Annotated in this window: 20 protein-coding genes; 14 read left to right on the top strand and 6 right to left on the bottom strand. The window is 40.8% G+C overall.

Annotated features, from left to right (window positions below; genetic code table 11):
* The first annotated feature begins 119 nt into the window (after positions 1–119).
* From IGI49_RS23595 to IGI49_RS23610, 4 genes are all read left to right on the top strand, one after another.
* The gene (locus tag IGI49_RS23595; protein WP_429965196.1) at positions 120–1,976 is read left to right on the top strand and encodes a beta-glucoside-specific PTS transporter subunit IIABC; all 1,857 of its coding nucleotides are present in this window, start codon (positions 120–122) and stop codon (positions 1,974–1,976) included.
* A gap of 18 nt (positions 1,977–1,994) precedes the next feature.
* On the top strand, positions 1,995–3,461 hold the full coding sequence (locus tag IGI49_RS23600) for a 6-phospho-beta-glucosidase (protein WP_429965195.1): 1,467 nt from the start codon (positions 1,995–1,997) through the stop codon (positions 3,459–3,461).
* Between the two features lie 75 nt (positions 3,462–3,536).
* Positions 3,537–4,253: a dihydrofolate reductase family protein gene (locus IGI49_RS23605; RefSeq protein WP_429965194.1), complete on the top strand. Its 717-nt coding sequence runs from the start codon at positions 3,537–3,539 to the stop codon at positions 4,251–4,253.
* A gap of 94 nt (positions 4,254–4,347) precedes the next feature.
* Positions 4,348–6,132 (top strand): penicillin-binding transpeptidase domain-containing protein, encoded by a 1,785-nt coding sequence (locus IGI49_RS23610; RefSeq protein ID WP_429965193.1) that lies wholly within the window; start codon positions 4,348–4,350, stop codon positions 6,130–6,132.
* A gap of 46 nt (positions 6,133–6,178) precedes the next feature.
* Here the strand turns inward: IGI49_RS23610 and IGI49_RS23615 are convergent, their stop codons facing one another.
* Complete coding sequence (locus IGI49_RS23615; RefSeq protein ID WP_429965192.1) at positions 6,179–6,664, bottom strand: GNAT family N-acetyltransferase; 486 nt, start codon at positions 6,662–6,664, stop codon at positions 6,179–6,181.
* Between the two features lie 468 nt (positions 6,665–7,132).
* On the opposite strand from IGI49_RS23615, the gene IGI49_RS23620 reads away from it, so the two are divergent.
* The 5 genes from IGI49_RS23620 (at position 7,133) to IGI49_RS23640 (ending at position 12,871) form a co-directional block, all read left to right on the top strand.
* The gene (locus tag IGI49_RS23620; RefSeq protein WP_429965191.1) at positions 7,133–8,236 is read left to right on the top strand and encodes a tyrosine-type recombinase/integrase; all 1,104 of its coding nucleotides are present in this window, start codon (positions 7,133–7,135) and stop codon (positions 8,234–8,236) included.
* Positions 8,237–8,640: 404 nt separating this feature from the next.
* Positions 8,641–9,342, top strand: coding sequence for a winged helix-turn-helix domain-containing protein (locus tag IGI49_RS23625; RefSeq protein WP_429965190.1), 702 nt, complete (start codon positions 8,641–8,643; stop codon positions 9,340–9,342).
* Between the two features lie 616 nt (positions 9,343–9,958).
* Positions 9,959–11,008 carry a YibE/F family protein gene (locus IGI49_RS23630; RefSeq protein WP_429965189.1) on the top strand — a complete coding sequence of 350 codons (1,050 nt, stop codon included), beginning with the start codon at positions 9,959–9,961 and terminating at the stop codon, positions 11,006–11,008.
* Entirely contained in the window at positions 11,005–11,778 is a 774-nt protein-coding gene (locus tag IGI49_RS23635; RefSeq protein WP_429965188.1) for a YibE/F family protein, read from the top strand. Before IGI49_RS23630 ends, IGI49_RS23635 begins: the two co-directional genes overlap by 4 nt.
* A gap of 241 nt (positions 11,779–12,019) precedes the next feature.
* On the top strand, positions 12,020–12,871 hold the full coding sequence (locus IGI49_RS23640) for an arginase family protein (RefSeq protein ID WP_429965187.1): 852 nt from the start codon (positions 12,020–12,022) through the stop codon (positions 12,869–12,871).
* Positions 12,872–12,915: 44 nt separating this feature from the next.
* Here IGI49_RS23640 and IGI49_RS23645 read toward each other — a convergent pair whose 3' ends face one another.
* A complete protein-coding gene (locus tag IGI49_RS23645) occupies positions 12,916–13,584 on the bottom strand; it encodes a CPBP family intramembrane glutamic endopeptidase (protein ID WP_429965186.1) in 669 nt (222 codons plus the stop codon).
* Positions 13,585–13,753: 169 nt separating this feature from the next.
* Between IGI49_RS23645 and IGI49_RS23650 the strand changes: the two genes are divergently transcribed.
* Genes IGI49_RS23650 through IGI49_RS23660 form a run of 3 tightly spaced genes read left to right on the top strand, consistent with a single transcriptional unit; the run spans position 13,754 to position 16,901 of the window.
* Positions 13,754–14,656 (top strand): ABC transporter ATP-binding protein, encoded by a 903-nt coding sequence (locus IGI49_RS23650; RefSeq protein WP_207704483.1) that lies wholly within the window; start codon positions 13,754–13,756, stop codon positions 14,654–14,656.
* Between the two features lie 2 nt (positions 14,657–14,658).
* Positions 14,659–16,266, top strand: coding sequence for an ABC transporter permease (locus tag IGI49_RS23655; protein ID WP_429965185.1), 1,608 nt, complete (start codon positions 14,659–14,661; stop codon positions 16,264–16,266).
* Entirely contained in the window at positions 16,266–16,901 is a 636-nt protein-coding gene (locus tag IGI49_RS23660) for a TetR/AcrR family transcriptional regulator (protein ID WP_429965184.1), read from the top strand. Before IGI49_RS23655 ends, IGI49_RS23660 begins: the two co-directional genes overlap by 1 nt.
* Before the next feature lie 240 nt (positions 16,902–17,141).
* Here the strand turns inward: IGI49_RS23660 and IGI49_RS23665 are convergent, their stop codons facing one another.
* Positions 17,142–18,806 (bottom strand): putative polysaccharide biosynthesis protein, encoded by a 1,665-nt coding sequence (locus IGI49_RS23665; RefSeq protein WP_429966070.1) that lies wholly within the window; start codon positions 18,804–18,806, stop codon positions 17,142–17,144.
* A gap of 251 nt (positions 18,807–19,057) precedes the next feature.
* Positions 19,058–19,753: a TIGR00266 family protein gene (locus tag IGI49_RS23670; protein WP_429965183.1), complete on the bottom strand. Its 696-nt coding sequence runs from the start codon at positions 19,751–19,753 to the stop codon at positions 19,058–19,060.
* A gap of 92 nt (positions 19,754–19,845) precedes the next feature.
* On the opposite strand from IGI49_RS23670, the gene IGI49_RS23675 reads away from it, so the two are divergent.
* Positions 19,846–20,628 (top strand): ABC transporter ATP-binding protein, encoded by a 783-nt coding sequence (locus tag IGI49_RS23675; RefSeq protein ID WP_429965182.1) that lies wholly within the window; start codon positions 19,846–19,848, stop codon positions 20,626–20,628.
* A 208-nt stretch (positions 20,629–20,836) separates the two neighbouring features.
* On the opposite strand, the gene IGI49_RS23680 is transcribed toward IGI49_RS23675, so the two are convergent.
* Both IGI49_RS23680 and ald read right to left on the bottom strand, forming a co-directional pair.
* On the bottom strand, positions 20,837–22,540 hold the full coding sequence (locus IGI49_RS23680; RefSeq protein ID WP_429965181.1) for a M3 family oligoendopeptidase: 1,704 nt from the start codon (positions 22,538–22,540) through the stop codon (positions 20,837–20,839).
* A gap of 113 nt (positions 22,541–22,653) precedes the next feature.
* Complete coding sequence (gene ald, locus IGI49_RS23685) at positions 22,654–23,787, bottom strand: alanine dehydrogenase (RefSeq protein ID WP_429965180.1); 1,134 nt, start codon at positions 23,785–23,787, stop codon at positions 22,654–22,656.
* Between the two features lie 249 nt (positions 23,788–24,036).
* On the opposite strand from ald, the gene IGI49_RS23690 reads away from it, so the two are divergent.
* Entirely contained in the window at positions 24,037–24,435 is a 399-nt protein-coding gene (locus IGI49_RS23690) for a hypothetical protein (protein ID WP_429965179.1), read from the top strand.
* The last annotated feature ends 34 nt before the right edge of the window (positions 24,436–24,469 follow it).

Consider the following 24,469-nt stretch of genomic DNA (forward strand, 5'->3'; position numbering starts at 1 on the left):
TTTATCAGAAAAAGTGAAACTAAGTGCCAAATCATCGGTAAAAGATTGAAAGCGTGTGCACCTGCCGCTATAGTAAGTTTATCAAAGCGCGCTGAGAAATTGAAAGGGGAAAAGAACGAATGAGTAAAAAATATACTAAGCTTGCCAGCAGCATTGTCCAGCTGGTAGGGGGAAAAGAGAATATACGCAACTTGATTCATTGTCAGACTCGTCTGCGGTTTGACTTAACAGATGAATCAAAGGTGGATACAAAAGCTTTACAGCAATTGGATGGTGTTGCAGGAGTGATAAGCAGCGGTGGTCAATTTCAAGTAGTGATAGGCACCCATGTAGCTGAGGTTTATGAAGAGGTAGTACCATTATTAGATACTATTGATCAGACCGCCGACCACAGTGAAGGGAAAAATAAAAACTTTTTGACCTTAGCAATTGAATTTATTTCGACTTCTTTTAGTCCAATTATTCCTGCTATGAGCGGAGCCGGAATGATTAAAGCTTTATTAGCCCTACTCGTATTATTTAATGTTGTCTCGAATGAAAGTCAAACCTATTACATTGTTAATTTTATGGCTGATGCTGTCTTTTATTTTCTGCCCTTTTTCTTAGCCAATACGGCAGCTAGAAAGCTTAAATGTAATCCCTATCTAGCGATGGCTTTAGCAGGTGTCCTCTTGCATCCAAATTTTACAGCACTTGTTGCGGAAGGAAATGCGGTTCAGCTGTTCGCAATGCCGGTTCGCTTAGTGGGGTATGGAGCCAGTGTAATTCCAATAATGTTGATCGTTATTGTTCAATCATTTATTGAGAAGTTTTTCAATCGAATCATTCCTAATGCTGTGAAAATCGTGTTTGTGCCGATGCTGACAATACTAATTACAGGCGTCGTTGCTCTAGTGGCAGTAGGACCATTAGGCTCTTATGTAGGTGAGTTCATCGCAGCTGGATTCAACGGAATTCGTGCGGTAGCACCTTGGGCACCAGCAGTTATTGTGGGGACCCTGCTGCCAATTATGGTGATGTTTGGAATTCATACTAGTATAGGGCCATTGGATGTATTGCAGCTAACCTCTGTTGGTTATGCCAATATTTTTGGTCCAGGAGCGATGGTTTCAAATATTGCTACAGGTGTTGCAGCGTTAGTTGCCAGCACAAGAACCAAGGATCAAAAAGAAAAGCAGGTGGCTACTTCTGGTGGGATTACTGCTTTGATGGGAATTACTGAGCCAGCACTATACGGTGTAGCTTTACCTAAAAAATATCCATTAATTGCGACAATGATTGGTGGTGGTTTAGGTGGATTATATGCTGGATTAAGTGGGGCCTCACGTTTTGCTACTGGGTCTTCAGGCTTGCCAGCTATTCCGCTATATATCGGTGAGGATATTTCCAATCTGATAAATATTCTTATCGCAATTGTAATTACAACGATTACTACAGCTGTTGCTACCTATTTCTTGAGTTTACGTTTCGAAAAGCAGGAGAGCAAAGCTGAAAAGACGTCTGAATCAGTGATTGCAGTAGATTCAATTGCTATTAACAGTCCAATCAATGGTGAAATGCTGGAGTTGTCTCAGGTTCAGGATGAAGCCTTTGCTTCAGGTATGTTGGGACAGGGTGTTGCCTTTGAACCGAGTGAAGGAAAAATAGTTGCGCCTTTTAACGGAGAAGTAGTCACTCTATTTCCAACTAAGCACGCGATTGGCTTAGTGAGTGAGAATGGCGTTGAGCTTTTGATTCATGTTGGTTTAAACACTGTCGAGCTGAATGGAAAATATTTTGAGGCTCATGTTAATCAAGGGGATAAGGTAATTCAAGGACAAACACTGCTTACCTTTGATTTAGGTAAACTGAAAGAAGCGGGTTATGTGACTCAAACACCGGTTATCGTAACGAATACGGCGAATTACAAAGAAGTCAAACACGATTCTTTCGGCATCAAAAATAATCAAAATACGATGTTAACGATTCAAGTATAAGTGAGGAGAATACAACCAATGGCATTACCAGATAATTTTTTATGGGGCGGCGCAACAGCCGCTAATCAAACGGAAGGCGGTGCTTTAGCTGGTGGGAGAGGTCTGGCCAACATTGACATGATGCCTTGTGGACCGGACCGAAAAAAGATCGCAGATGGTACAATGGAGATGCTTGAATGGCAAGACAGTTATTATTATCCGGCCAAAGAAGCGATTGATATGTACAACCATTACATGGAAGATATTCAATTATTTGCAGAAATGGGCTTTAAAGTCTATCGTATGTCGCTGTCTTGGTCGCGTATTTTTCCTGATGGAGATGATGAGCAGCCGAATGAAGAAGGCTTGGCTTTTTACGAAGCTATTTTTAAGGAATTGCATAAGCACGGGATTGAACCGCTGGTAACTATTGCTCATTTTGATGTTCCGTTAAACTTGATTAAGAATTACGGTTCTTGGCGGAATCGTCAACTGATCGATCTTTATGCTCGTTATGCGCGAACCGTCTTAACGCGCTACAAAGGCTTAGTCAACTATTGGCTAACGATTAATGAAATTAATATTCTGCTGCACCAGCCATTTGTTGGTGGTGGGATTGTGTTTCAAGACGGAGAAAATCACGAAGAAGTAAAATATCAAGCGGCGCATCATCAATTAGTAGCCAGTGCATTGGCTACCCAAATTGCTCACGAAATCGATCCCAAAAATCAGGTAGGCTGTATGCTGGCTGGCGGCAATAATTATCCTTATACCTGCCGCCCTGAAGATTATCAAGAGGCAATCAACCGAGATCGCGAAGGGTACTTCTTTATCGATGTGCAAGCCAGAGGGAAATATCCGAATTATGCGTTGAAAAAGTTTGAACGGGAAAACTTGAATATTGTGATGACGGAGGAAGATTTAACTATTTTGGCATCCGCACCAGTTGACTTTGTCTCTTTTTCTTATTATTCTTCTCGAACCGTCAGTGCCCATCCCGAGGATTATGAACATACCACCGGCAATATTTTTGGCACAATTAAAAATCCTCATTTGCCTTCAACGGAATGGGGTTGGCAAATTGATCCCTTGGGTTTACGAAATTCCTTGAATCAGATGTACGATCGGTATCAAAAACCATTGTTCATTGTGGAAAACGGACTAGGTGCGGTAGACATCCCAAATAACGAAGGTTTTATTGACGACGAGTACCGAATTGATTATATTCGACAGCACATTCAAGCTTTTAAAGATGCTGTCGAAATTGATGGAATTGAATTGTTGGGCTACACTAGCTGGGGTTGTGTCGATTTAATTGCAGCTAGTACTGGACAAATGAGTAAACGCTACGGCTTTATCTATGTTGACCGTGATGATGAGGGCAACGGTACATTGGCACGAACCAAGAAAAAATCTTTCTATTGGTACCAGCAGGTGATTGCATCAAACGGTGAGGACTTAAGCAGTCGTAACCTGCCAATTCCAGTTAAAACAGCTGTAGAATAATTGTAAGAACATCTCTATTGATCATGATAGAGGTGTTCTTCTACTCATTTAGTGTAAAAGGAAGTAGGAATTCAAATGGAAAGACCTTATATTGTGTGTCACATGCTTACGTCGTTGAATGGAAAAATCAGCGGTCCGTTTATGAATACTGCAGGTGCTGAAGTTGCCAGCAATGTGTACGAGACCACTAACACCCGGTATCACAGCCAGGCTTGGCTATGTGGCCGAGTCACGATGGAAGAAAATTTTACGAACTACCATAAACCAGTTCTAAAACCAGTTGATTACCCAGTATCAAAGGAAGACTTTATTGCAGAAAAACAGGCGGCGATGTACATTGTTTCAGTTGATCCATCTGGCAAAGTAGGGTGGGATAAGAACTATGTCGATTATGCCAAACGACCGAGAGCACATATTATTGAAGTTTTGACAGAAAGAGTCACTGATGCTTACCTTGTTTTTCTTCGTGAGAAAAGAATTTCTTACATTTTTGCGGGTAAAGAAACGATTGATTGCCGTTTGGCGGCTGAGAAATTGCTCAAGCTGTTTCGGATTGAAACCTTGATGGTATCAGGTGGGGGAGTTGTTAATTGGTCTTTTTTGCAAGAAGGGATAGTTGACGAAGTAAGCGTAGTAGTAGCACCGGTTACAGACGGCCAAAGGGAGACCCATACTATTTTTGAACGTGGAACGAATCTAGCGACAATTACATCAGTTGACTTTAAGTTAAAAGCCGTTGAGGTATTGAAGAATGAGGTCCTTTGGCTGAGATACCATCCCAAGACTTTCTAAAGCAATTACTAACGTTTCGTTAAGAGAAACTTCACACACTCCTTGCAATTAGAGATTATAATAAGTCCACAATGCTTTTAATGAGGGGACTTGTATGCGCAGATTTAAACGATTTGTTAAACGACAAAATCAACCGAACACGATTGGAAATCGGAAGCGAGTCGGTTTCTTGCTGATTGTGTTTTCCTTTCTTCTGTTTCTGATTTGTGCATTTCGGATATCTTATGTGGTCATAAGCGGGCAGGTGGCTGGTGTTTCTTTGGCTGAACGTACCGAGGCGCTTTATAACGGAACTGAGACTACTTTTGCTAATCGGGGACAAATTTTGGACCGAAGTGGCAATCCATTAGTGGTGAACAGCCAACAGTTTGATATGTACGCAATTCTATCACCGAATTATAAAGAAGGAGATCAGCCGTTATATTTAGCAAAAGAAAACTTCCAGCCAGCTGCTGAAATTATCAGCCAATTTATTGATAGTTCAACGGAAGAAGTTCTGGCAATGTTGAAGAAGGGCATTACAGAGGACGGTGAAATTCTTTTCCAAGTCGAACTAGGAAGTGCGGCCAAAGGGTTGAGTTTAGAGCAAAAAACGTCGATTGAGCAGGCATTAACTGCTAAGAATATTTCAGGTATCTATTTTACAGCTGCGAACAGCCGCAGTTATGTCAATGGTTCCTTTGCAGCACATTTATTGGGCTACACCACTAATGAGGATGGAAAAATTGTTGGCAGTTCAGGGTTAGAGAAGGCCTACGAACAGGTTCTAGCAGGAACCGATGGGAAAATTAAGTACAACAAAAATGCTCAAGGGAGTCCATTACCAGGAACGGTAAAAGAAACGCAAAAAGTAGCAGATGGTACAGATGTCACAACTACGCTTTCTGAACCATTGCAGATGCAATTAGAACAATTATTGACCACGGCAGATGCTTCCGCGCAGGCTGAAAGCTTAACTGGTGTGCTAATGAATGCTAAAACGGGCGATATTTTAGCGATGGCACAGCGGCCAACCTTCAATCCGGAAACCATGGAAGGCACTGAGGAAAAGAATTTTGTTTGGCGGAATTTATTTACTGAAGAGCAATACGAACCTGGTTCAACTATCAAGGTGGGAACCTTGGCCACAGCGATTGATGCAGGTGTTTTTAATCCTAATGAAGTGATTCAAGCGGGTCAAATTAAGGTTGAAGACACGACGATCAATGATCATGACTTAGGTCAAAAAGGGCCATTGACTATGCGACAAGCGTTCTCTTGGTCAAGTAACGTTGGTATGGTGGAACTGTTTAACAAGATGGGGGCGACAAAATGGCAGGAGGCCATGAAGCAGATGGGCTTTGGGAAGGCTACCCAATCTGGTTTAGATGAGGCGGCGGGTTCCTTGCCAAGTGATAATATAGTCGATTTAGCGATGAGTGCCTATGGCCAAGCAATTAGTGTGAATCAAATGCAGATGTTACGCGTATACAGTGCAATTGCCAATAAGGGTGTGCCTGTTCAGCCGCATGTCATAGCTGATAATAACAGCAATCAAAGTAACGAGCAAATGTTCTCAGCTGAAGCCAGCCAACAGGTCTTGAACTATATGCGAGATGTGGTAGAAGATCAAAACTACGGAACTGCTTATGGTCTGTATAACTTGGAAGGTCAAGCAGTCTCTGCTAAGACTGGAACTGCGCAGATTCCCGCAGAAGATGGCAGCGGTTATGGTGTAGGTACTAATGAATATTTGTATTCTGTGGGCTTAGTTTATCCAACCGAAGATCCCCAATACATTTTGTATCTGACCATGAAACGGCCGCAAAATTACTCGGCAGATATTTTACCGAATATTGCGAATCCATTGATGGCTAGCTCGATGCAGCTAGGAGAATAAAAAAGTGCACGACTTATCAGAAGATAGGTGGTGCACTTTTGGTGTTTCAATTCTTTTGTTTAACATACCGGCTCCTATTACTATCCCATAAAGTAAAACCACAAGCCAACAAAGCCTTTTCAGAAGCTTTGTTTTCTGGATCGATATCAGCCGTTACCCGCTCGGCATCAGTAAAACGAAATATCTGTTCTACTAATAAACCAATCATCCTTTTACCCAAACCCTTTCCAACAAAGGAATCTTCTCCGATCAAATAATCAATTCCATATGTTCCCTTCAATGGCAGTGTGCCAAAATCTTCATCACTGTCACTGCATTTATAATACTGGCATAAACCAATCGGCTGGCCTTGCCAGCTAACAATCAGATAGGTTAACCATGCGAACGCGTCATGGCGTTGATTTATTTCTGCCAGCCAGTCATCAATTGTAATGCCCATATCAGGTATTTCATACCAACGTCGGACATGTTCAGCGTTCAACCACCCCTCCACTAAAGAGAGATCTGAATCTTCTAATAAACGTAATTCCATTCGATTTGACCTCCGTATAGTTGTGTTGTTTTAATTTTAAAGGATTTAGAAGGAAAGCGAAAGGTAAGGCTGGAGTAATTATTTTGTTAGATTTATAAATTGTTATTCAAACGAGACATTTCGTTTATTAGAGGAAAATAAAAAAACATACATTATTTATCGAGAAACTTGTATGTTTGAAGTAAATTGACTATTTTGATAGAGGACTGTCTTTTCTTGTTTTATAAAAGAACAGGATAAAAGATGTGAAATAGATGACAAATTATTTGTATAACTATATAAAAACTGCTTTTCAACAAAATTATAAGATAAATGACTGTTGAAAGCAACAGTTTACTATAGTTTAGAATGAGTAAATTCATTATTTTGAGGAACAAGTGATCTTTCGGTTTAAATTGGAGGGTTAAAAATCTCGTATTTTCCCCGTCAAAATAAGCCGTCATTTAAATTAGAGGAGAGAGTTATTTTATGGGACGAAAAGGTGAGAATATTTATTTCCGTAAAGATGAACGTTGGGAAGGACGCTATCATAAGGGGCGTAAAACTAACGGTCGGATTAAGTACGGATATGTCTATGGAAAAACCTATGAAGAGGTACAGAAAAAGTTAACACCTTTAAAGAAAAATGCTGAGATCATGCTTCGCTTGTACGGTAAAAGCATCATGGAATTCCATGAATGGAGCGGACAGCTATTGGAAGACTGGCAAGCCAATTTGAAGGTATCGACCTATTCCAGCTATCGCCACAAATTAAAAAACTATTTGTGGGAACAGTTGGGAGATTTGTCATTGTACCAATTAGACGAACAAAATATTGGTAAAGCAGTAGAAGCTTGGCGGTTACAAGGACTTTCCTTAAGCAGCATCAAGAGCATTTTTCGCGTGTTGAATAAAACGTTGAATCAAGCAGTAAAACAAGGCATACTTGAAAAAAATCCGTGTACCTTAGTTCAGCTACCGAAAGCCATGAAAAGCAAGGTCCAAGCGCTTTCCCGCAACCAGCAAAAAAAACTGAAAAAAGTGGCGGAGGCCGATCATGATAATCGTTCTGCCGCGGTAATTTTAGCCATGGAAACGGGTATGCGGATCGGTGAGATTGCGGCCTTAACCTGGGATGAGGTTGATTTTGAACAATCTATGATTTACGTCAATCATACGTATCAACGCGTGACAGGCAATCAGGGAACAAAACTTCATCTTGGAAGCGCTAAAACAGAAGCTGCCCAACGCTCAGTTCCCATGAGCGGGACTGTACGGGATATTTTGCTGCGGCTGAAAATCCAGGCTTCAGAAGAAACTTTTGTTTTTACTACAAATGGAAAACCCTGCGAACCGCGCTTGTTAACCTATCATTTTCATCGAATTCGCAAAAAAGCCCGGTTGGAAAAGGTGCACTTTCATCAGCTGCGGCACACTTTTGCTACTCGCTGCCTGGAGGCGACAGCTGATGTTTTGGCTGTCAGTCGTATTTTAGGACACTCTTCTATTAAAATGACGTTGGATACTTACGGTCATTCTATTCAAGAGCAGCAGGTTGCAGCAGTTCAAGCAATGACAAGAGCAATCGCCTAAAAAATTTTTTTGAGGTTTGTCAATTTGGCCCACTTTCTTTTTTTATTTTTTAGGAAACCGGTTTCTATCATTGTGATACTTATCACTTTCAAAAAGATCTATTTAACCCTACTTTCTTTCATTATAATTATATAATTTTGTTATTTAAAATAGTTCGAATTTTTTTAATCGCCGTCGGTTTGAGTCGTAGGGGACTAAAAGTTCTTTTAGTACCGGTGTATTTTGAGTATGTCCTGTTCTTTTATAGAACAGGATACGAAGGAAGCAACGACGTTCTATTATACCACGTTTATTTTCTGGTGTTTATCTAATTGGTTGCATCTTTAGAACATGAACCATTTAGAAATCGCCAGAAATTTTAGCGAGCGTAGAATGTAAACAATTAAAGAAAGGAATGGTCCATCGTGCGCCCAATTTTAGTTTTGACCAAGAATTTACTAACTGAGCAAACCCTGCAAGAACAGCTGCAGCATTTGAATTATGAAGTTTTTTGTTCAGTTGCAATGCTGGAGCAAATTAAGCAAAGTCCGAATCGCAAGCAGATGATTGAAAGCTATCAAGCCATTATTTTTAGTGAAACCTTAACTGACCAGGAAATTCGCGAGCTCTTAATTTATGTAAATGATGAAAATAATCTGCTGGTTCGCAAGCTGATACACCAGCCTAGTGAACAGGAGACCGAGAAACTGCACCAGATGGGGATTGACCTATGGATTTTTGAAGGAGAATCGCTAGATCTAATGAGAGAGCAGCTAGCAATTCAGCTGGTCAGCTGTCAAAATAAAGAGAGCAGTGATGTTGTTTTTCTTTATCAAAAGGAGCATTCACCAAGATCGTTGGAGGATTTTAAGGAATGCTTGAGTAAAAATGAACGGGTAACCTTTGACTGTTTGATCCAGGAAAATGGTCGTCTGGTTTCCCGTGAAGCCCTGTGTTACCATCTATGGGAAGGACCGCCCAATAATTCTCGCTTGACTCAGATCTCAGTAATTGTAAAACGTTTAAAATTAAAGCTGCGGAATGTGGGGTTTCATGAAGATCTCATTGACACTGTTTGGGGACAGGGGTATCGGTTATCTCCAAAGCTGTTGCAGTTTTATGATTAAGAGGACGGTAGAAATTTGCTCGTTTGATTTGAGAAGCTGCAAAAAAATTTCTCAGTAATTCGCAGTAACATAGAGTGACTGGCAGCACCAGGGGTATCTGTTTCAGACTCTAAGATAGAACCAAAAACGGTCTGGGGAAAAACAGCTTTAGAACTTATTTTAATTCAACTTTTCAAAGGGATTCAATTTTGTGAGGGCTTCCAATAATACTTGTTTTTTTTATTTCTAATTGAAACCAATTTGTTAAAGCTTCGATTTTTTTAATCGAGACTTTAGAAGTAGCGGTTAATTTTCAGCAATAGTCGTCATTGACTAAACGATAAATAATAGAGTAAAAAGCCTTCTAAAAACTCAAAACACTTTTGCTTATTACTGTTTGAGGAAGGTTAATTAGTTCGCACAATAAAAGTTAAAGAGAGGTATCCTTGAAGCTCAACTGCTTCACGAGGGTACTTCTTTTTCGGCTGTCTAATTTTGGCAGATCATACGAATGAACATTCTCCTGAAACTTTGATTGTTAGGCCAATAGTAGTTTATTATTTTTTATCTAATCTTTTTATATCGAAGATCCTATGAAACTAGCAATGGTAAAATAAAAGTTGGATTGGAGGAAGTTATGAAGAAAAAGATAATACGATCCCTGCTGATTTTGGCTATGATCCTAGTGACTGGTTTGTTCCTTCAAGCTAAGAGCAGTTTTCTTTATTCAGACCCAGTTATGAAAGTGGAAGAGGCAAATATTAAGGTTGCTGAAAATATGCAAGAAATCAAAGGTCGGCTATTGAATGCACCAGGGAAAGTAACGATTAATGAAACTTATTATGAAAATGAAGGCTTGTCGCCAGCCTATCAAAAAGGTGAGCAACTCATTTTGCAAAAGCATGGAGGCAAATGGCAGGTTTTGTCCTTAAAGCGTGATGGCTATGTCTTTATTCTTGTGGGAATTTTTATTTGGATTGTGTTGCTGATTAGCGGGAGAAAGGGAATTTATGCGTTGATTGGATTAGGAATGAACAGTCTTTTGCTAGTACTTTTTCTCTGGATCAATCTGAATAATCGCAGTCTCCCGTTGCTGTTTCTGATGTCTATTTATACTGTATTAGCAGTATTGATTGCTATGGGAACCTCCTATGGTTTTAAAAATTTGGATCTACGTAAAATAATCGGAACCTTGCTTAGTGTCTTTCTGGCATTCATCATCTGTCTGATTGCCATGAATCAATTAAGAGATAATGGAATATGGTTTGAGGAAATGCAATTTGTTACTCGACCGTATCGGTCCGTCTTTCTGGCAGGCTTGCTAATTGGAGCCATTGGTGCCAGTATGGATAATATCGTTACGATTATTTCAAGCTTGGATGAAATACAAGCCAAAAATCATCAGCTTTCGGTGAAAGAGTTGGTGCGTTCTGGTCAGGAAATTGCCCAAGATACGGCGTCTTCTATGATCAATGTTCTGATGTTTGCCTATTTGAGCGGAGCAATTCCTTCCTTTGTTTTCAATCTGGCGAACGGATGGAATTTTAGCGATACCTTTGGACTGCATTTATCATTAGAAATTTTGCGAGCGATTTGCGGTGGATTTGCGATCGTTTTGTCCGTTCCCCTTGCGTTGACCGCGTTTATTGTTGCTGAAAATCTGAAAAGAAGGAGGAAAGCACAGTGAATGTATTGCTTATTCTTACCGTAATTTTGATCGGATTAATGATTTTAGTTTTCAAAAGGAGCTCTGTATATATGATTACAGGGACGTTTATCAATTTTTTTCTATTTGTTCTGCTGCTATTTTTGCTTAGTCGCGGCTTCCCGGTATTTTTAGTGACCTTTATTATTTTTCTGGGAGTCACTGCGGTTACTTTATTTTATATTAATGACGTGAATGCCAAAACTAAGGTGGCTTTTCTTTGTGTAATTCTTTTTCTAGCAGTGTTTACATTAGTGATGCTGCCGGCAATTCAAGTCTTTAAGGTTCATGGTTTTGCACTGGAAGAATTAGAAGAGCTGCAGATGTTGGATTTTTCAGTTGCGGTTCCTTTTTCAGCCTTGAATACCTCGATTATTTTGATGAGCTTTTCCGGAGCAATTATTGACAGTAGCATGGCGGTGAGCAGCTCGACCTATGAGATTTATCGACGGGGAAATAAGAGCAGTTTTCAAGAATTGATGCGTTCAAGCATGACAATCGTTCATGAAATTCTCAGTTCAACCATTAATACATTGCTTTTTGCTTTTATGGGCTCAAGCTTGGCACTGATTATTTGGATACAGGATTTAAACTATTCTTTTTTTGATATAATCAACTCAAAGGCCTTTGTTGGTGAGCTATTGATCAGTATTTTAACTGGAGCAGCAGCGGTAGTTATTTTGCCCATGACCTCTGCCATTGCTAGTTATTTGTTTTATCATCGTCGTTTTGAAGAGGTGGAAAATGACTAAAGTGAGTAGTGGCTTCCAGATACACAGCTTCTTGATAGCTGTTAGGACGATTCTCTCACTATTTGGCTGTCGGAGTTGCGCTAAGGGGGCAGTCAATCACTTTTGACGTTAACTGTACCAGCAGAAATGGCTGAAAAATCGCGCCAGATAGGCTATGGTACAATCACCGCCGATTTAATTTGTCTGTAAGTTTTACATTATTGAGGTCATTTCAGGAAATCTTGAAAAAGGAGTGTTGCAGGTGAGTAAAACGATTCGTTTAAAAATTCCTCAATGGCAGGGAGGCAATAATCCCACCTATTCTCTAGGTTCGGAGCTATTGTCTTGGCTGGCACCCAAAAATGAGAATCAAAAAGAGATCACTGTTCCGATCCCCAGCTATGACAAACCTTTGGAGCAGGAAAATGGTGTGACGGGTCAAAGTATTGTCTTAGAGAATGTCAGGAGTACTGCGGAAATCATTAATCAGGAGCAGCCGGATAAAATTATTACTCTCGGAGGAGATTGTTTGGTTTCGCAAGCTCCTTTCGATTATTTGCATGGTCAGTACGGTGATCGGCTGGGAATCATTTGGATTGATGCTCATCCAGATATTTCTACGCCAGATGTTTTTGTGAATGAACACGCAATGGTTTTAGGAAACTTACTAGGGCAGGGCGATCCGGTTCTGGCTCAACAGGTTCAGCATCCCTTTACTGCCCAATCCGTTTTATATGTGGGGTTACAGGAACCGACAGCTGATGAAAAGATTTTACTTGAAGAATTAAGTCTTGAATATAAGGTTCAAACGGATCATCGAATCAGTCCAGAGGAAATTCAGGAGTGGTTGAAGTGCCAGCAGTTCGATAAGGTGGTCGTTCATTTTGACTTGGATGTTTTAGATCCTAATGAATTTCGTTCCTTGTATTTTTCCGAGCCGGGCAGAGCATCGTTTCCGTCAGAGGCAGGGAAAATGACCTTGACTGAAGTGAAAGATACAATGGCCGCTATTGCTGAGCAAAGCGAAATTGTTGGTTTAACGATTGCAGAGCTTTTGCCGTGGGATGTACAGAATCTGCAAAAGCTGTTTCAGGATTTCTCAATCTTTTTCTAAAAAAACTCCAGAGGGCCTAAGTCCTTCTGGAGTTTTTTCATGTACTAGCTAAAGAAAGCTAGTACAAGTGCGGGAAGCAAATTATTGATTGCGTGCGTCAACATCGACATTTCGATCCGGTTGGTCTTGTAATAAACAAAGCCCATAACCAATGCCAAGCTGCCATAAGTAACAAAGCTGATTAAGTCAGTTGGTACATGAATCAAGGTAAACAGTAAAGAGGATAGCAAGTAGGCAAACAGTCGATTTTCCCGGAAAAAGAATTTAAAGACAAATCCCCGGAAAACGAGTTCTTCCAAAACTGGCGCCATAACAACCATTGAGAAGAACAAGAGAATACTAGAGGTTTGACCACCAGCAAGACCTTGCAGCGCTTGGTCATTTGCGGTATTAATGGGAATGATCATATTCAACACAACTACCCATACTCGTAGAAATAAACCAGCTCCTATCGCTAAACCAATTGAAGGGCCTAACTTCATGGCTTTTCCCATGAAGGAACGTCCATTTTTTGTCCAGATATCACTTTTAGCAGCCACAAAAACAGCAAGAGCCAGCATAGCCAGCAAAATTACAGCACCGACTATAACGCCGGTTATTCCTTTGATTGAACCTGTCATCATCACGACAGTTGTTGGCAAGGTTGCTACACACATCATGAGGAACCACAGAATAATTCGTAAGACAATATTCATTTGATTTTTTCTTTCCAATTCCTTCAACACTCCTATCTTTTTGACTAGTATACCAAAAATTGAAGGGTAAAACCTTTTTTTCATAAACGGTTCGTTTTTCGTCTTAAATGGTCTAATTCTTGTTGACCCGCGAGTCAATAAAGGTCTATAATTGAATTGACCCACAAGTCAACGGAAGGTGATGAAAATGAAGCAACCAGTAATGAAGCTTAATAATGTAAAGAAGCATTTTGGAAAATTTGAAGCCTTAAGGAATGTTAGTTTTACTTTAAATCAAGGAGAGGTTCTTGGCTTTATTGGTCCTAATGGTGCGGGAAAATCGACGACCATTCGCATTTTACTAGGGATGTTGAAGGCAAGTGACGGACAAGCACAACTATTTGAGCAAGATGTTTGGCATGATGCGGTCGCAATCCATCGACAGGTGGCTTACGTACCGGGAGATGTTAGCTTGTGGCCCAATTTGACTGGCGGGGAAATTATTGATTTACTGCTGGAATTGAATCAGCAGACTCGTAATCAGGAGACGGAACGCCTAATTGAAGTTTTCCAACTGGATACAAGCAAGAAGGCTCGTAATTATTCTAAGGGAAATCGTCAAAAGGTAGCCTTGATTGCGGCTTTGTCACAATCAGCTGAGTTGTATATTTTTGATGAGCCCACTTCTGGTTTAGATCCTCTAAACGAACAAACTTTTCAAAGAGAAGTGCTGCGCTTAAAACAAGAAGGCAAAAGTGTATTGCTTTCTAGTCATATTTTGTCAGAAGTGGAAAAGATGTGTGATCAAATTGCTATCATTCGAGAAGGAGAGATCATTGAACAGGGCAGCTTAAAGGAGCTGCGGCATTTGACTCGTTTGGAGCTCACTGTGGAAACGAAAAAACCACTGGGTGAACTGGCAAAGCAGCCGGCTGTCTACGATCTCAAGTTTACCAATGAATCACAAACAAAGGCAGAGTTTACCTTGGATCAAGAACAGCTGCCAGAATTAATGGTTTGGCTGAGTCAACAAGGCATCGTTTCAATCGTTAGTACGCCGCCCACTTTGGAAGATTTATTCTTGCATTATTATGGCGAAGGAGGCAGCTGATTATGAAAGCAGTAACCTTTCTTTTTGTGACAAATTTAAAGCAAAATCGGTATTTATTATTGGTTTGGGTAATTGTATTGGCAGGTCTTTTTGGAGCGATGGCTTTTTACTTTAACAGTTTGTTTGGTACTCAAGCGGAAATTGATTCTATCGGTGAGACGATGCGTTCACCTGCGATGGTCAGCATGTTTGGCGCGTTTCCTGCGGAACAATTCAAAACAACTGCTGGCTTATTATCGGGCATGTTAACAGTTTTTATGGGGATTTTTATGATTATTTTGAATATTCAGCTGGCAGTGAATGGTACTCGGAAGCAGGAAGACAGCGGTTTGCTGGAACTGGTACGTTCAAGAGCTGTTGCCCGTCGCGCACCAACGTCGGCTGCCATTTTGCTACTAATCGTAACGAATGGGTTGCTGGGCTTTCTTTATTTCGGACTACTGCAGCTGGCAAACCTTCAGGATGCTAACCTTGGCGGAAATAGTGTGTTTGCCGCTTTACTAGCCAGTGCGGGTTTGATGTTTGGGGTACTGACCGTATTGCTGGCTCAAATTGCCAACGATACGAGACAAACCTATTTGTTGAGCTATTTGATTTTTGGTGTATGCTATTTGATTCGAATGCTGACGGATGTAACTGACCCTAATTTGTCGTGGTTTTCTCCACTAGGCTGGCTGACTAAAGCAGAAATCTATGTGGGCAATCGCTGGCTGCCAGTATTTCTTTTGCTCGTTGTGACGATTATTTGTGGAAGTTTGGCACTGGTTCTAGTTGGTCATCGCGATTTAGATCGGGGACTGTTGCCTGAAAGACGCGGCCGGAAGCATGGCGGTATTTTGATGAAGAATCCTCTGGGTTTGATTTTGCAAATGGAACGAAATATGATCATTGGATGGGGGATCGGCATGCTGGTGTTAGGGGCTGCGTATGGTTCTGTTTTCAACAGCATCGGTGACATTCTAAAAATCAATCCTACTTACGAGCAGGTATTAGGTGTTGACGCACTGCATACTGCCAATGAAATGATCATTTTGAATTACGTGAATCTTTTGGCGATTATTTTTTGTTTGCTTGCGGTTGTTTGTGGTGGAATGATTTTATACAACTTAAAAAAACATGAGGTAAAAGGCTATTTGGAAATTATTCATGCTAAGGCTGTCTCTCGCAGCAAGCTTTTTTTCAGTTATTACAGTGTCGCGGTATTGGCAGGATTGATTTGTTTGGCCGCGGCTGTTTTGGGGATGGCGCTAGCTGGGCGGTTCACCTTGGATCAGGCGATTGATCAGGGCTATTTCTGGCAAACATTGGGTGTAAATAGTTTGGTTGTGATAACCTTCCTTTCTTTGGCTGCCTTCCTGGTAGGTATTCTGCCGAAATTGATTTCTTTATTGTGGGGCTATTTAATGATGGGCTTCATAGGCTGTTACTTTTTACCTTTGCTGGACTTTTCTGACAACTGGCGTAAAATTTCTCCTTTAGGCTGGACGGATAAAGTACCGGTGGGTTCATTGTCCAGACACTGGTTTATTCTTATGATTTTATTGACAGTGGGCCTAACAATTGTAGGAATGATTGGCTATAATAAACGGGATATACAGGGAGGGATTTGATGAAAGAGGTTGTCAAAGATCCGGAAAAAGAGCAGGCAATGATTGAAGCCAGCCTGAAATTGTTTGGCAATAAAGGCTTTGCTGCAACCAAAATGGAGGAGATTGCCCTGGAGGCAAGAGTATCCAAGGGTTTGCTGTTTCACTATTTTGGTAATAAAACCAATTTGTATTTAGAGACCTACGAGTATGCTCGCCAATTCTTTTATCAGCAAATCAATCCAGCGGTTTGGGCCTCGTCCAATGATTTTTCGGAAATGGTGGAGCAGTCAATGCGGTATAAGCTTGGGTTGCAAATCAAGTACCCGTTAGAGTTTAATTTTCTTTTCTATTGTATGGGAGAGATCCAACAGCTGCCTGAGAAAATCAAGAGTCAGTTGTCTGAAAAAATGCAGGAAGAGTATCAGGTGGCAATCCAGGTAATTACTCCAGTCTTGGATCGTATGAAAATTAAGGCACCTTATACAAGAGACGATGTTCTGCGGGTGCTTTACTTTGTTGTACAAGGAGAAACCGAGGCGATTCAAAAGGAAATGAATAGGCATCCAGAATGGGTAAGCTTAGAGCAATTGGAGCCGATGGTAAAACGTATGAAAACTTCCTTGACCCTTGTTCAAAATGGTTTTTTAAAGGAATGACAGATCGGGAAACGCTGGGCAAACGATTGCATAAACAGCAGTAATAGTTTTCATCCGAACACAAATAGTATTATTAGAAGCAGTTAAGATAGACCTACCACATATAGAAGGATCACGAGCGAGAGATGAGTTTTAATCTCTCGTTTTTTCTGTTTTGGACCTGTCTGATCTGCGAGAGACGACCACAATATAAAAAAATACTCTGATCACCTTAGGGCAATCAGAGTATTACAATCCTATTTAGCGCATTCGCAAACGACGACGAATCCCTTCCACTCGAGCACCTAACAATTTGTCAGCGACACGTGTTTTCAAAGCTAAAACCATATAAGTAAAACCACCAGCAGCAGCAACAATCAAGATAATGAGTAATGATTGCGTCTTGGAAGCTGGACTAAGGAAAATTTGACAGCCCCATTTGACGATCGTAGCAACTATTCCCATGATGATTGCCATTCCGGCCATTTTCAGAATAGATTGCACAGTTGCTCGCATTGGAAAACCAGTAATCGAATGAATTCGATCTAAAATGAATAAGTTTGCGACAAGCAGTCCAATGAAGGTTGCTAACAAAGGTCCGTAAGGTTTGAATAAGAAGGTCAGCGGCAATTGAGCAATCACCTTGACCGCAATACCGATAAGCAAGAAGCTGACTGCTTGCTTATTGCCATCTAGGCCTTGCAGCATGGTAGAACAAACCATAAATAGACCCATAATGATTCCTACAAAGCAAGAAGCTGCCAGTAATTGCGAACCTAGTGTATTTGGTTGATAGAATAAGGTATTTAATGGGTAAGAAAGAACCATCATTCCCACCGTAGCTGGCATCATTGCAAAGAAAAACAATTGGAAATTGTTAGAAGCCAAGCTGGCCAATCCGGTAAAATCTTTTTTTGTGTAGCGTTCGGTAATTAATGGTAAACCAGCAGTTGCCATTGCGGTCCCTAAGGCAATAACTACCATCGTTAATTTATCCGGGTTGGGTGAAATGTAAGCAAACAATTCAGCGTTTCTCTCTGCGGTGTTGCTGGTTACCCACTGCATGATCTTTTCAAAAGAGTATTGGTCAATCAGCTTGAAAATACTGATGCCACTACCAACAATAATAAAGGGAACAGCCTGCATGACCATTTGAGTCACTAATTCCCGGCCTGAAAAGTTGATCTCATCTTTGCTTTCGCGTTCCATTTCACGATAAGTCGTTCGCTGCTTAAATAGTGAGAACAATAGCACGGCCATAGCAGCTACTACCCCAATAAATGCTGCAAAAGTCGAATGAACTACCGCTGTTTTGTAGCTGCCGTGATTAATCTGCATAATCAAATACGCTGAGGCCAGCATATAAAAGACACGAGCAATTTGTTCAATAATTTGCGAAAGAGCATAAGGCTTCATGTCGCTGTTCCCTTGGAAGAAGCCACGAATAACACTCATCATTGGGAAAATAAGCAGAACAACACTCAGCGATCGCATGACTGGAATCAAGTCTGGATTTCCTTGGGATAACAGCGGCGCTCCAAAGAACATCACACCCGCAAAAATAATCCCGCCAATCAGCATGATACGCAGGGTATAGAATAACAGCCGCTTGCTTGTTTTAAATTCGTTCATAGAATTATAACGAGCGGTTTGTTTTGCCACGGCCGCAGGAATTCCCGCGGTGGAAATCATCAAGAATAGGGCGTATACATTGTAGCCCTTCCCATAAAGGACATTCGCGGCGTCTCCATGAGGCTGCATCCACATATACCAGGGAATAACATATACGGCCCCTAACAATCGCGAAAAAATATTTCCAATGGTCAGCCAAACAGTACTCTGCACCATTTTTTCTTGAGTAGTCGCTTGTTTTTTTGATGGTGAAGCAGTTTGCGGCGGCGGGGCCGGTTGAGCTGGCTGCTCCATCTCTTCTTTATGAAAACGAGACATACGGGAAACCAACGGCTTGCCCTGATAAATCTTAGTCTCTAAATCGTTATAATCATTTTTTTCAGTCATACTAACCAGCTTTCTCCAAAAAGATTCTTTCATATTTTACCTGTTATTTCTCATAGATACAATGGTGAAAAGAAATCTTAACGGAATTCGCAAGAAATCGGTTACTTTTTATAAAAAGCCTCGATAGACTACTTCATCTACCGAGATTTAACCATTTATTAGCTGCTTGTAGAAAAACCATTGATTTGACCAGCAAAATTTTCAACGTTGCGGGTTTGAATATAAATGTCCCCCACACCATGGAACTCGTTGACAATTCCTTCGCCAGTTTTAAAGCCAAAAATACCGGAAGCCACTTTAATGTCGTAATCCAAAGAGCTTGTCCAAGCAATAACATGCTGATTATCTACAATCACAGGCTCTGTACCATCCAAATGGATCTTTTCCACATCACCAAAAGCAGAGACCAATAAATGGCCGGTGCCAGAAGTTTCCATGACGAACAATCCACCAGTTCCTCCCAGCAGGGCACCTGAAAGCTTTTGCCGCTTCATTTCGTAGGTAACGCTTTGATCACTAGCTAGAAAAGCGCCAGTATTTAATCTCCAGTGCTCTTGACCCACGTCCAATTTGAAAATAATCCCTGGTGAGGGAGGTGCAACAGCAATTACTGAACCGTTCGATAATCCGGTTGCTGTACTAATAAAGAATCCTTCCCCGCTGGAAACCGATCGGCCCAAGGCGCTTAAGGCACCACCGATGCCGCGTTTCCCATTAGCATTCATATGTCCTTCTAATTCAATCTTCCCAAGTTCATAAACCATTGCGCCAGGCTCAATTCGAATCTGTTCATTCTGCTGCAACTGGATTTTTGCAATTGGCGCAAATACGCTGTCTGTAATTTCAACCTTCATAAATCACCCTTCTTTCTTTAAAAATTATACCATTGGAATGATTCAAGCGGAAAAATTTTTGGTATGATAAGTAAAAGGTAGGAGGATGATGTATGGCAATTTTGACATTTGAAGATATTTCATTAATCCGGCAAAAAAAAGTTTTGCTGGATACAATTAATTGGCAAATTGAAGAAGGAGAAGATTGGGCGCTGTTAGGCTTAAACGGAGCAGGCAAGACGTTGCTGCTGCAAATGATTTCTGGCAATATGTGGCCGAGCAAAGGAAAACTTACCGTTTTAGGTGAAGTATTTGGTGAGACATCCATTCCTGATTTGACTAAACGAATTGGCTGGGTAAGCAATATTCTGCAATACCGTTTTCAGCAAAATGAAACGGCCGAACGGATTGTACTTTCAGGAAAATTTGCCAGTATCGGGATTTATCAAGAGTTCACTGAGGAAGAGATGCAGGAAGCCAAAGACATTTTAACCTCGTTGAGCGGTAAAAATTTAGTAGGAAAACCTTACCAAGTATTGTCCCAAGGTGAACGGCAAGTTGTACTAATTGCACGTGCCTTAATGGCGCATCCTGAACTATTGATTTTAGACGAACCCTGTACGGGGCTGGATTTATTTGCTCGCGAAGATTTACTGGACCGCATCCAGCAAATCAAACAAAGTGAAGATGCACCAAGCTTGCTTTATGTAACCCATCATACGGAAGAAATTTTACCACTGATCAGTCACGTATTGATGGTTAAGGATGGTAAAATTTTCAAAAAGGGTTCAAGAGAGCAACTGATTACTGAAGAAACCCTAACACAATTCTATACACGCCCGATTGATATCCATGAATTAACGGCCGATCGTCTGATGGTTATGCCACGAAAATAAAACTTCACCGGTTTACTTCCAACCGATTGTATCGTTAAAGTAATTAAACCTTCAATAAGTACGAATCTCCATTAAGGATACTGGAGGTTTGTGCTTTTTTGTTTTCAAAATATTAATATCGCATTTAAAATATTTGGATAAAAACTATCAAGATCTAAAAGTAAACAAAAAGCAAAAGCGTAAAAAGTACACGCTTTTGCTTTTTAACCTAATTACGTAAGGTTTCCTCGGGAATTGCGGATAAATAATCCACAACACTTTGGATGACGCTCGTCATTGCAGCCGAATCGAAGGGTGAAGCCAGATTGCCTGCTGCGACTGTTTCAAGAAAGGTCTTGGTTCCGCCAATTTTACAAATAGCCAAGTAATCTTCCCAAACCTGCGGACTTTTCTCGATAATTGCCCGCTGCCAGAATTGAAAAGCACAGACCTGAGCTAAAGTGTAATCGATATAATAGAATGGTACTTCAAAAATATGTCCCTGACGGTACCAATAAGTGCCACGATCCAAATCAGCGGATTGTCGGTAATCCCGTTCAGGACAATATTGCTGCTCGAGCCTTCGCCAGCAGGCTTTTCGTTGAGCTGGGGTCCATTCCGGATGAGTATAAACCTCTTCTTGAAAATGATCGACTAAAGCGCCATAAGGTAAAAACTGCAAAGCACTGCTAAGGTGGGCAAAACGGTATTTATCGCTGGCTGAACCAAAGAATTCCTCCATCCATGGCCAGGTAAGAAATTCCATGCTCATAGAATGAATTTCTGCGGTGTCCGAGGTAGGGAAGACCAGCTCGGGTTCTTCAATCCAACGTGAAAGATAGCTTTGAAAAGCATGTCCAGTCTCATGGGTCAACACGTCTACGTCGTCAGAGGTACCGTTAAAGTTAGCAAAAATAAACGGCATATGATAGGCATCGATAAATTCACAGTAACCACCGCTTTGCTTACCGGCTCGACTAGTTAAATCCATCAGCTGCTGCTGGATCAACAAATCAAAAAAGTCACCGGTTTCTGTTGAAAGCTGATGATACATAGTTCGTGCTTTTTCCACCAGCTCACATTCCGTACCCTGTGGTTTAGCGTTCCCATCAGGAAAAACAAGCGGTAAATCGTAGTAAGCTAATTCAGGAAGATTTAGTCGATCCGCTTGCCGTTGATACAGCTCTTGGTTTTTGGGCACGATTTCTTCCAAAATAAAGCGGCGGAAGGCATGAATTTGACTGCGATCATAGCTCCAGCGATTCATAGCGATATCACCATAGGCAACATAATTATCAAAACCTAATTGCTGAGCAATAGCTGTTCGAAGTTTGACTAGCTGATCAAAAATCTCATCAAATCGAGCCTCATTTTTAGTGAAAAAGCTTTGATAAACCTTTTGGGCTTTCCGACGAGTAAAGCGATCCTTAGCGGTAAAGCAGGCTGAAATTTCTGACAATGTGTATTTTTTGCCGTCAAAAAGCAGTTGAGCAGAAGCAATCAATTGCGTGTACTGACTTATCCATTCGTTTTCCTGTTGTTTTAGCTGGACTACCTGATCGTCCAGCAGGCGAACTTGATCGTTGGCAAGTAAAAATAAAGTTTCTGGAAAAATCTGTTTTAGCTCTGTTTGAAAAGGCGAGGCAAGCAAAGCCTGATAGAATTCATGATGAACCTGGTCAAACAAAGGTTGATGCTCATCCCAGTAATCATTTTCTTGGGCATAAAACCGATCATTCGTATTCATAGAATGCCGAATATAGGCCAATTTTGCCATTGTATCTATCTCTGTCCTCAGTCTATTCAATTTCTTGAGTACTAATTTAGCTGTATCAAAGCTTAACGCTTGAGTAAAGAGAGCTAACTGTTCTTTAAAGGTATTCCTGTAAACATCAAAATTCGGACGTTCGTAAGCAAATTGCTCAAACTGCATAGTGATTCCTCCCAACACTTTTCTTTAGTATAACCTATCAAATAAAAAAACAGCAGAGGAAAAAAGAGCCAGATAGGAATAACTTCCGATCTGACTCTAAAAAAGACAATTACTTAATGAGCTGCGCCTTCTGTACTTAACACCTCATCTAATGGCGTATAAGTCATTGATAAGTCCTTGGCCACAGCCTCCAAGGTTAATTTTCCACCATAAGTATTGACGCCACGATGCAAAGCAAAATTGTTTTGCAGCAGTTCTTCTAGTGGGGTGTTCGCTAATAAGTTTGCATAATTTAAGGTACTATTGCTCAATGCGTAAGTTGCAGTTTGTGGAACGGCTCCGGGCATATTGGCTACAGCGTAATGTACGACGCCTTCTTTCATATAAGTTGGATCATCGTGAGTGGTTACATGATCCACGGTTTCAAAAATTCCTCCTTGGTCAATCGCCACATCAACAATAACTGAATAATCAGGCATGCCGGCAACCATATCTGTTGTAACTAAGGTAGGGGCTTTATGTCCAGGAATCAGTACAGCTCCGATGACTAAATCCGCGGTTTTTAACGCTTCCTGAATGTTGTAACGGTTAGATAATAACGTTTGAACCTGATTGTCAAAAATCGTATCTAGTTCTTTCAAACGAGGAACACTAACATCTAAAATGGTTACGTTTGCTCCCATGCCTAGGGCAATTTTAGCGGCATTGGCTCCAACTGTTCCTCCACCAATTACTACAACATTTCCACGGCGAACGCCGGGAACGCCAGCTAACAGAATTCCTTTTCCGCCGTTCACACGCTCTAAATAATTGGCGCCAATTTGTGAGGCCATGCGTCCAGCAATTTCACTCATGGGTGCTAGCAATGGCAAAGAGTTGTCAGCCGGCTGTACGTTTTCATAGGCAATTGCCGTAACGCCGCTTTCAATCAATGCTTCTGTTAGTTCTCGATTTGCTGCTAAATGGAGGTAAGTGAATAATAGTAAATCATCACGGAAGTATTGATACTCTTCTTTTAGTGGTTCCTTTACTTTCATAACCATTTCTGCAGACCAGGCTTCTTTGGCAGTTTGAACGATAATAGCACCAGCTTCTGCATATTCTTCATCCGCAATTGCTGAGCCTTGTCCAGCATTGGTTTCTACCAAGACTTGATGCCCGCGACTGGTCAGATCAAAAACACCAGATGGCGGTAAAGCCACACGATTCTCATTATTTTTAATTTCCTTTGGAATACCGATTTTCATAGTATCACTCCTTTTTATGTTTGTAAGCGATTACTAGTATATTGTATCGAAGATCTTGCGAAAATCAATTAAAATGTGTTAAGAAAGTGAAAATTCTTTTATTATCTTGCTGATCTTGTGAAGGAAAGAGCATAGATGGAATGGGATATTTTGAAAATAAAAAGATAAGATTCTCTTTCAATGAAAAGTTTTTCATTGCGAAATCCCTTTAAACTAGTGATAATAAAAGTAGAGTAAAGGAGTTTTTATATGTCAAAAAAAACCCAGACGGATATTATAAAAGAACAAATCAGTTTTATTGAAGCTAGAATCACGCGTTATGAAGAGCTAAGAGACGGCTCAATGATGCGACGCATTCTTTTTGGCGGGGGCCGTCAGTCAAAATTAGGCTTTCTAGGTTTGGTGATTGGCTTGGTCTTGCTTTTATATGCGGTTCTACATTATTCTGCAGGCTTGGAAATTGGATTAATTGGGCTATTATCGGTTCTACTATTAAGCTATTCACTGGTTCAATTAAACGTAATTCGCAAAAAGAATCAACCAGAACGGTTTGAACGTATGGTAACGAGTCTAACCCAAGAGAAAGACTCCATGGAAAAGGAATTGCAGCGTTTATCTGCTGTTCATCGTGAAATTAAAAAGCAATAAGAAGAATGAAAATGGCGCATTTATGTGAACTTTT

Source organism: Enterococcus sp. AZ071 (assembly GCF_050499065.1).
In the GTDB taxonomy this organism is placed as follows: Bacteria; Bacillota; Bacilli; order Lactobacillales; family Enterococcaceae; genus Enterococcus_A; species Enterococcus_A ferrettii.

Excerpts from the sequence above, each read along its gene's own strand:
- IGI49_RS23595 (WP_429965196.1), top strand. The coding sequence starts at position 120 with ATGAGTAAAAAATATACTAAGCTTGCCAGCAGCATTGTCCAGCTGGTA.
- IGI49_RS23600 (WP_429965195.1), top strand. The coding sequence starts at position 1,995 with ATGGCATTACCAGATAATTTTTTATGGGGCGGCGCAACAGCCGCTAAT.
- IGI49_RS23605 (WP_429965194.1), top strand. The coding sequence starts at position 3,537 with ATGGAAAGACCTTATATTGTGTGTCACATGCTTACGTCGTTGAATGGA.
- IGI49_RS23610 (WP_429965193.1), top strand. The coding sequence starts at position 4,348 with ATGCGCAGATTTAAACGATTTGTTAAACGACAAAATCAACCGAACACG.
- IGI49_RS23615 (WP_429965192.1), bottom strand. The coding sequence starts at position 6,664 with ATGGAATTACGTTTATTAGAAGATTCAGATCTCTCTTTAGTGGAGGGG.
- IGI49_RS23620 (WP_429965191.1), top strand. The coding sequence starts at position 7,133 with ATGGGACGAAAAGGTGAGAATATTTATTTCCGTAAAGATGAACGTTGG.
- IGI49_RS23630 (WP_429965189.1), top strand. The coding sequence starts at position 9,959 with ATGAAGAAAAAGATAATACGATCCCTGCTGATTTTGGCTATGATCCTA.
- IGI49_RS23650 (WP_207704483.1), top strand. The coding sequence starts at position 13,754 with ATGAAGCAACCAGTAATGAAGCTTAATAATGTAAAGAAGCATTTTGGA.
- IGI49_RS23655 (WP_429965185.1), top strand. The coding sequence starts at position 14,659 with ATGAAAGCAGTAACCTTTCTTTTTGTGACAAATTTAAAGCAAAATCGG.
- IGI49_RS23660 (WP_429965184.1), top strand. The coding sequence starts at position 16,266 with ATGAAAGAGGTTGTCAAAGATCCGGAAAAAGAGCAGGCAATGATTGAA.
- IGI49_RS23665 (WP_429966070.1), bottom strand. The coding sequence starts at position 18,806 with ATGGAGCAGCCAGCTCAACCGGCCCCGCCGCCGCAAACTGCTTCACCA.
- IGI49_RS23670 (WP_429965183.1), bottom strand. The coding sequence starts at position 19,753 with ATGAAGGTTGAAATTACAGACAGCGTATTTGCGCCAATTGCAAAAATC.
- IGI49_RS23675 (WP_429965182.1), top strand. The coding sequence starts at position 19,846 with ATGGCAATTTTGACATTTGAAGATATTTCATTAATCCGGCAAAAAAAA.
- IGI49_RS23680 (WP_429965181.1), bottom strand. The coding sequence starts at position 22,540 with ATGCAGTTTGAGCAATTTGCTTACGAACGTCCGAATTTTGATGTTTAC.
- ald (WP_429965180.1), bottom strand. The coding sequence starts at position 23,787 with ATGAAAATCGGTATTCCAAAGGAAATTAAAAATAATGAGAATCGTGTG.
- IGI49_RS23690 (WP_429965179.1), top strand. The coding sequence starts at position 24,037 with ATGTCAAAAAAAACCCAGACGGATATTATAAAAGAACAAATCAGTTTT.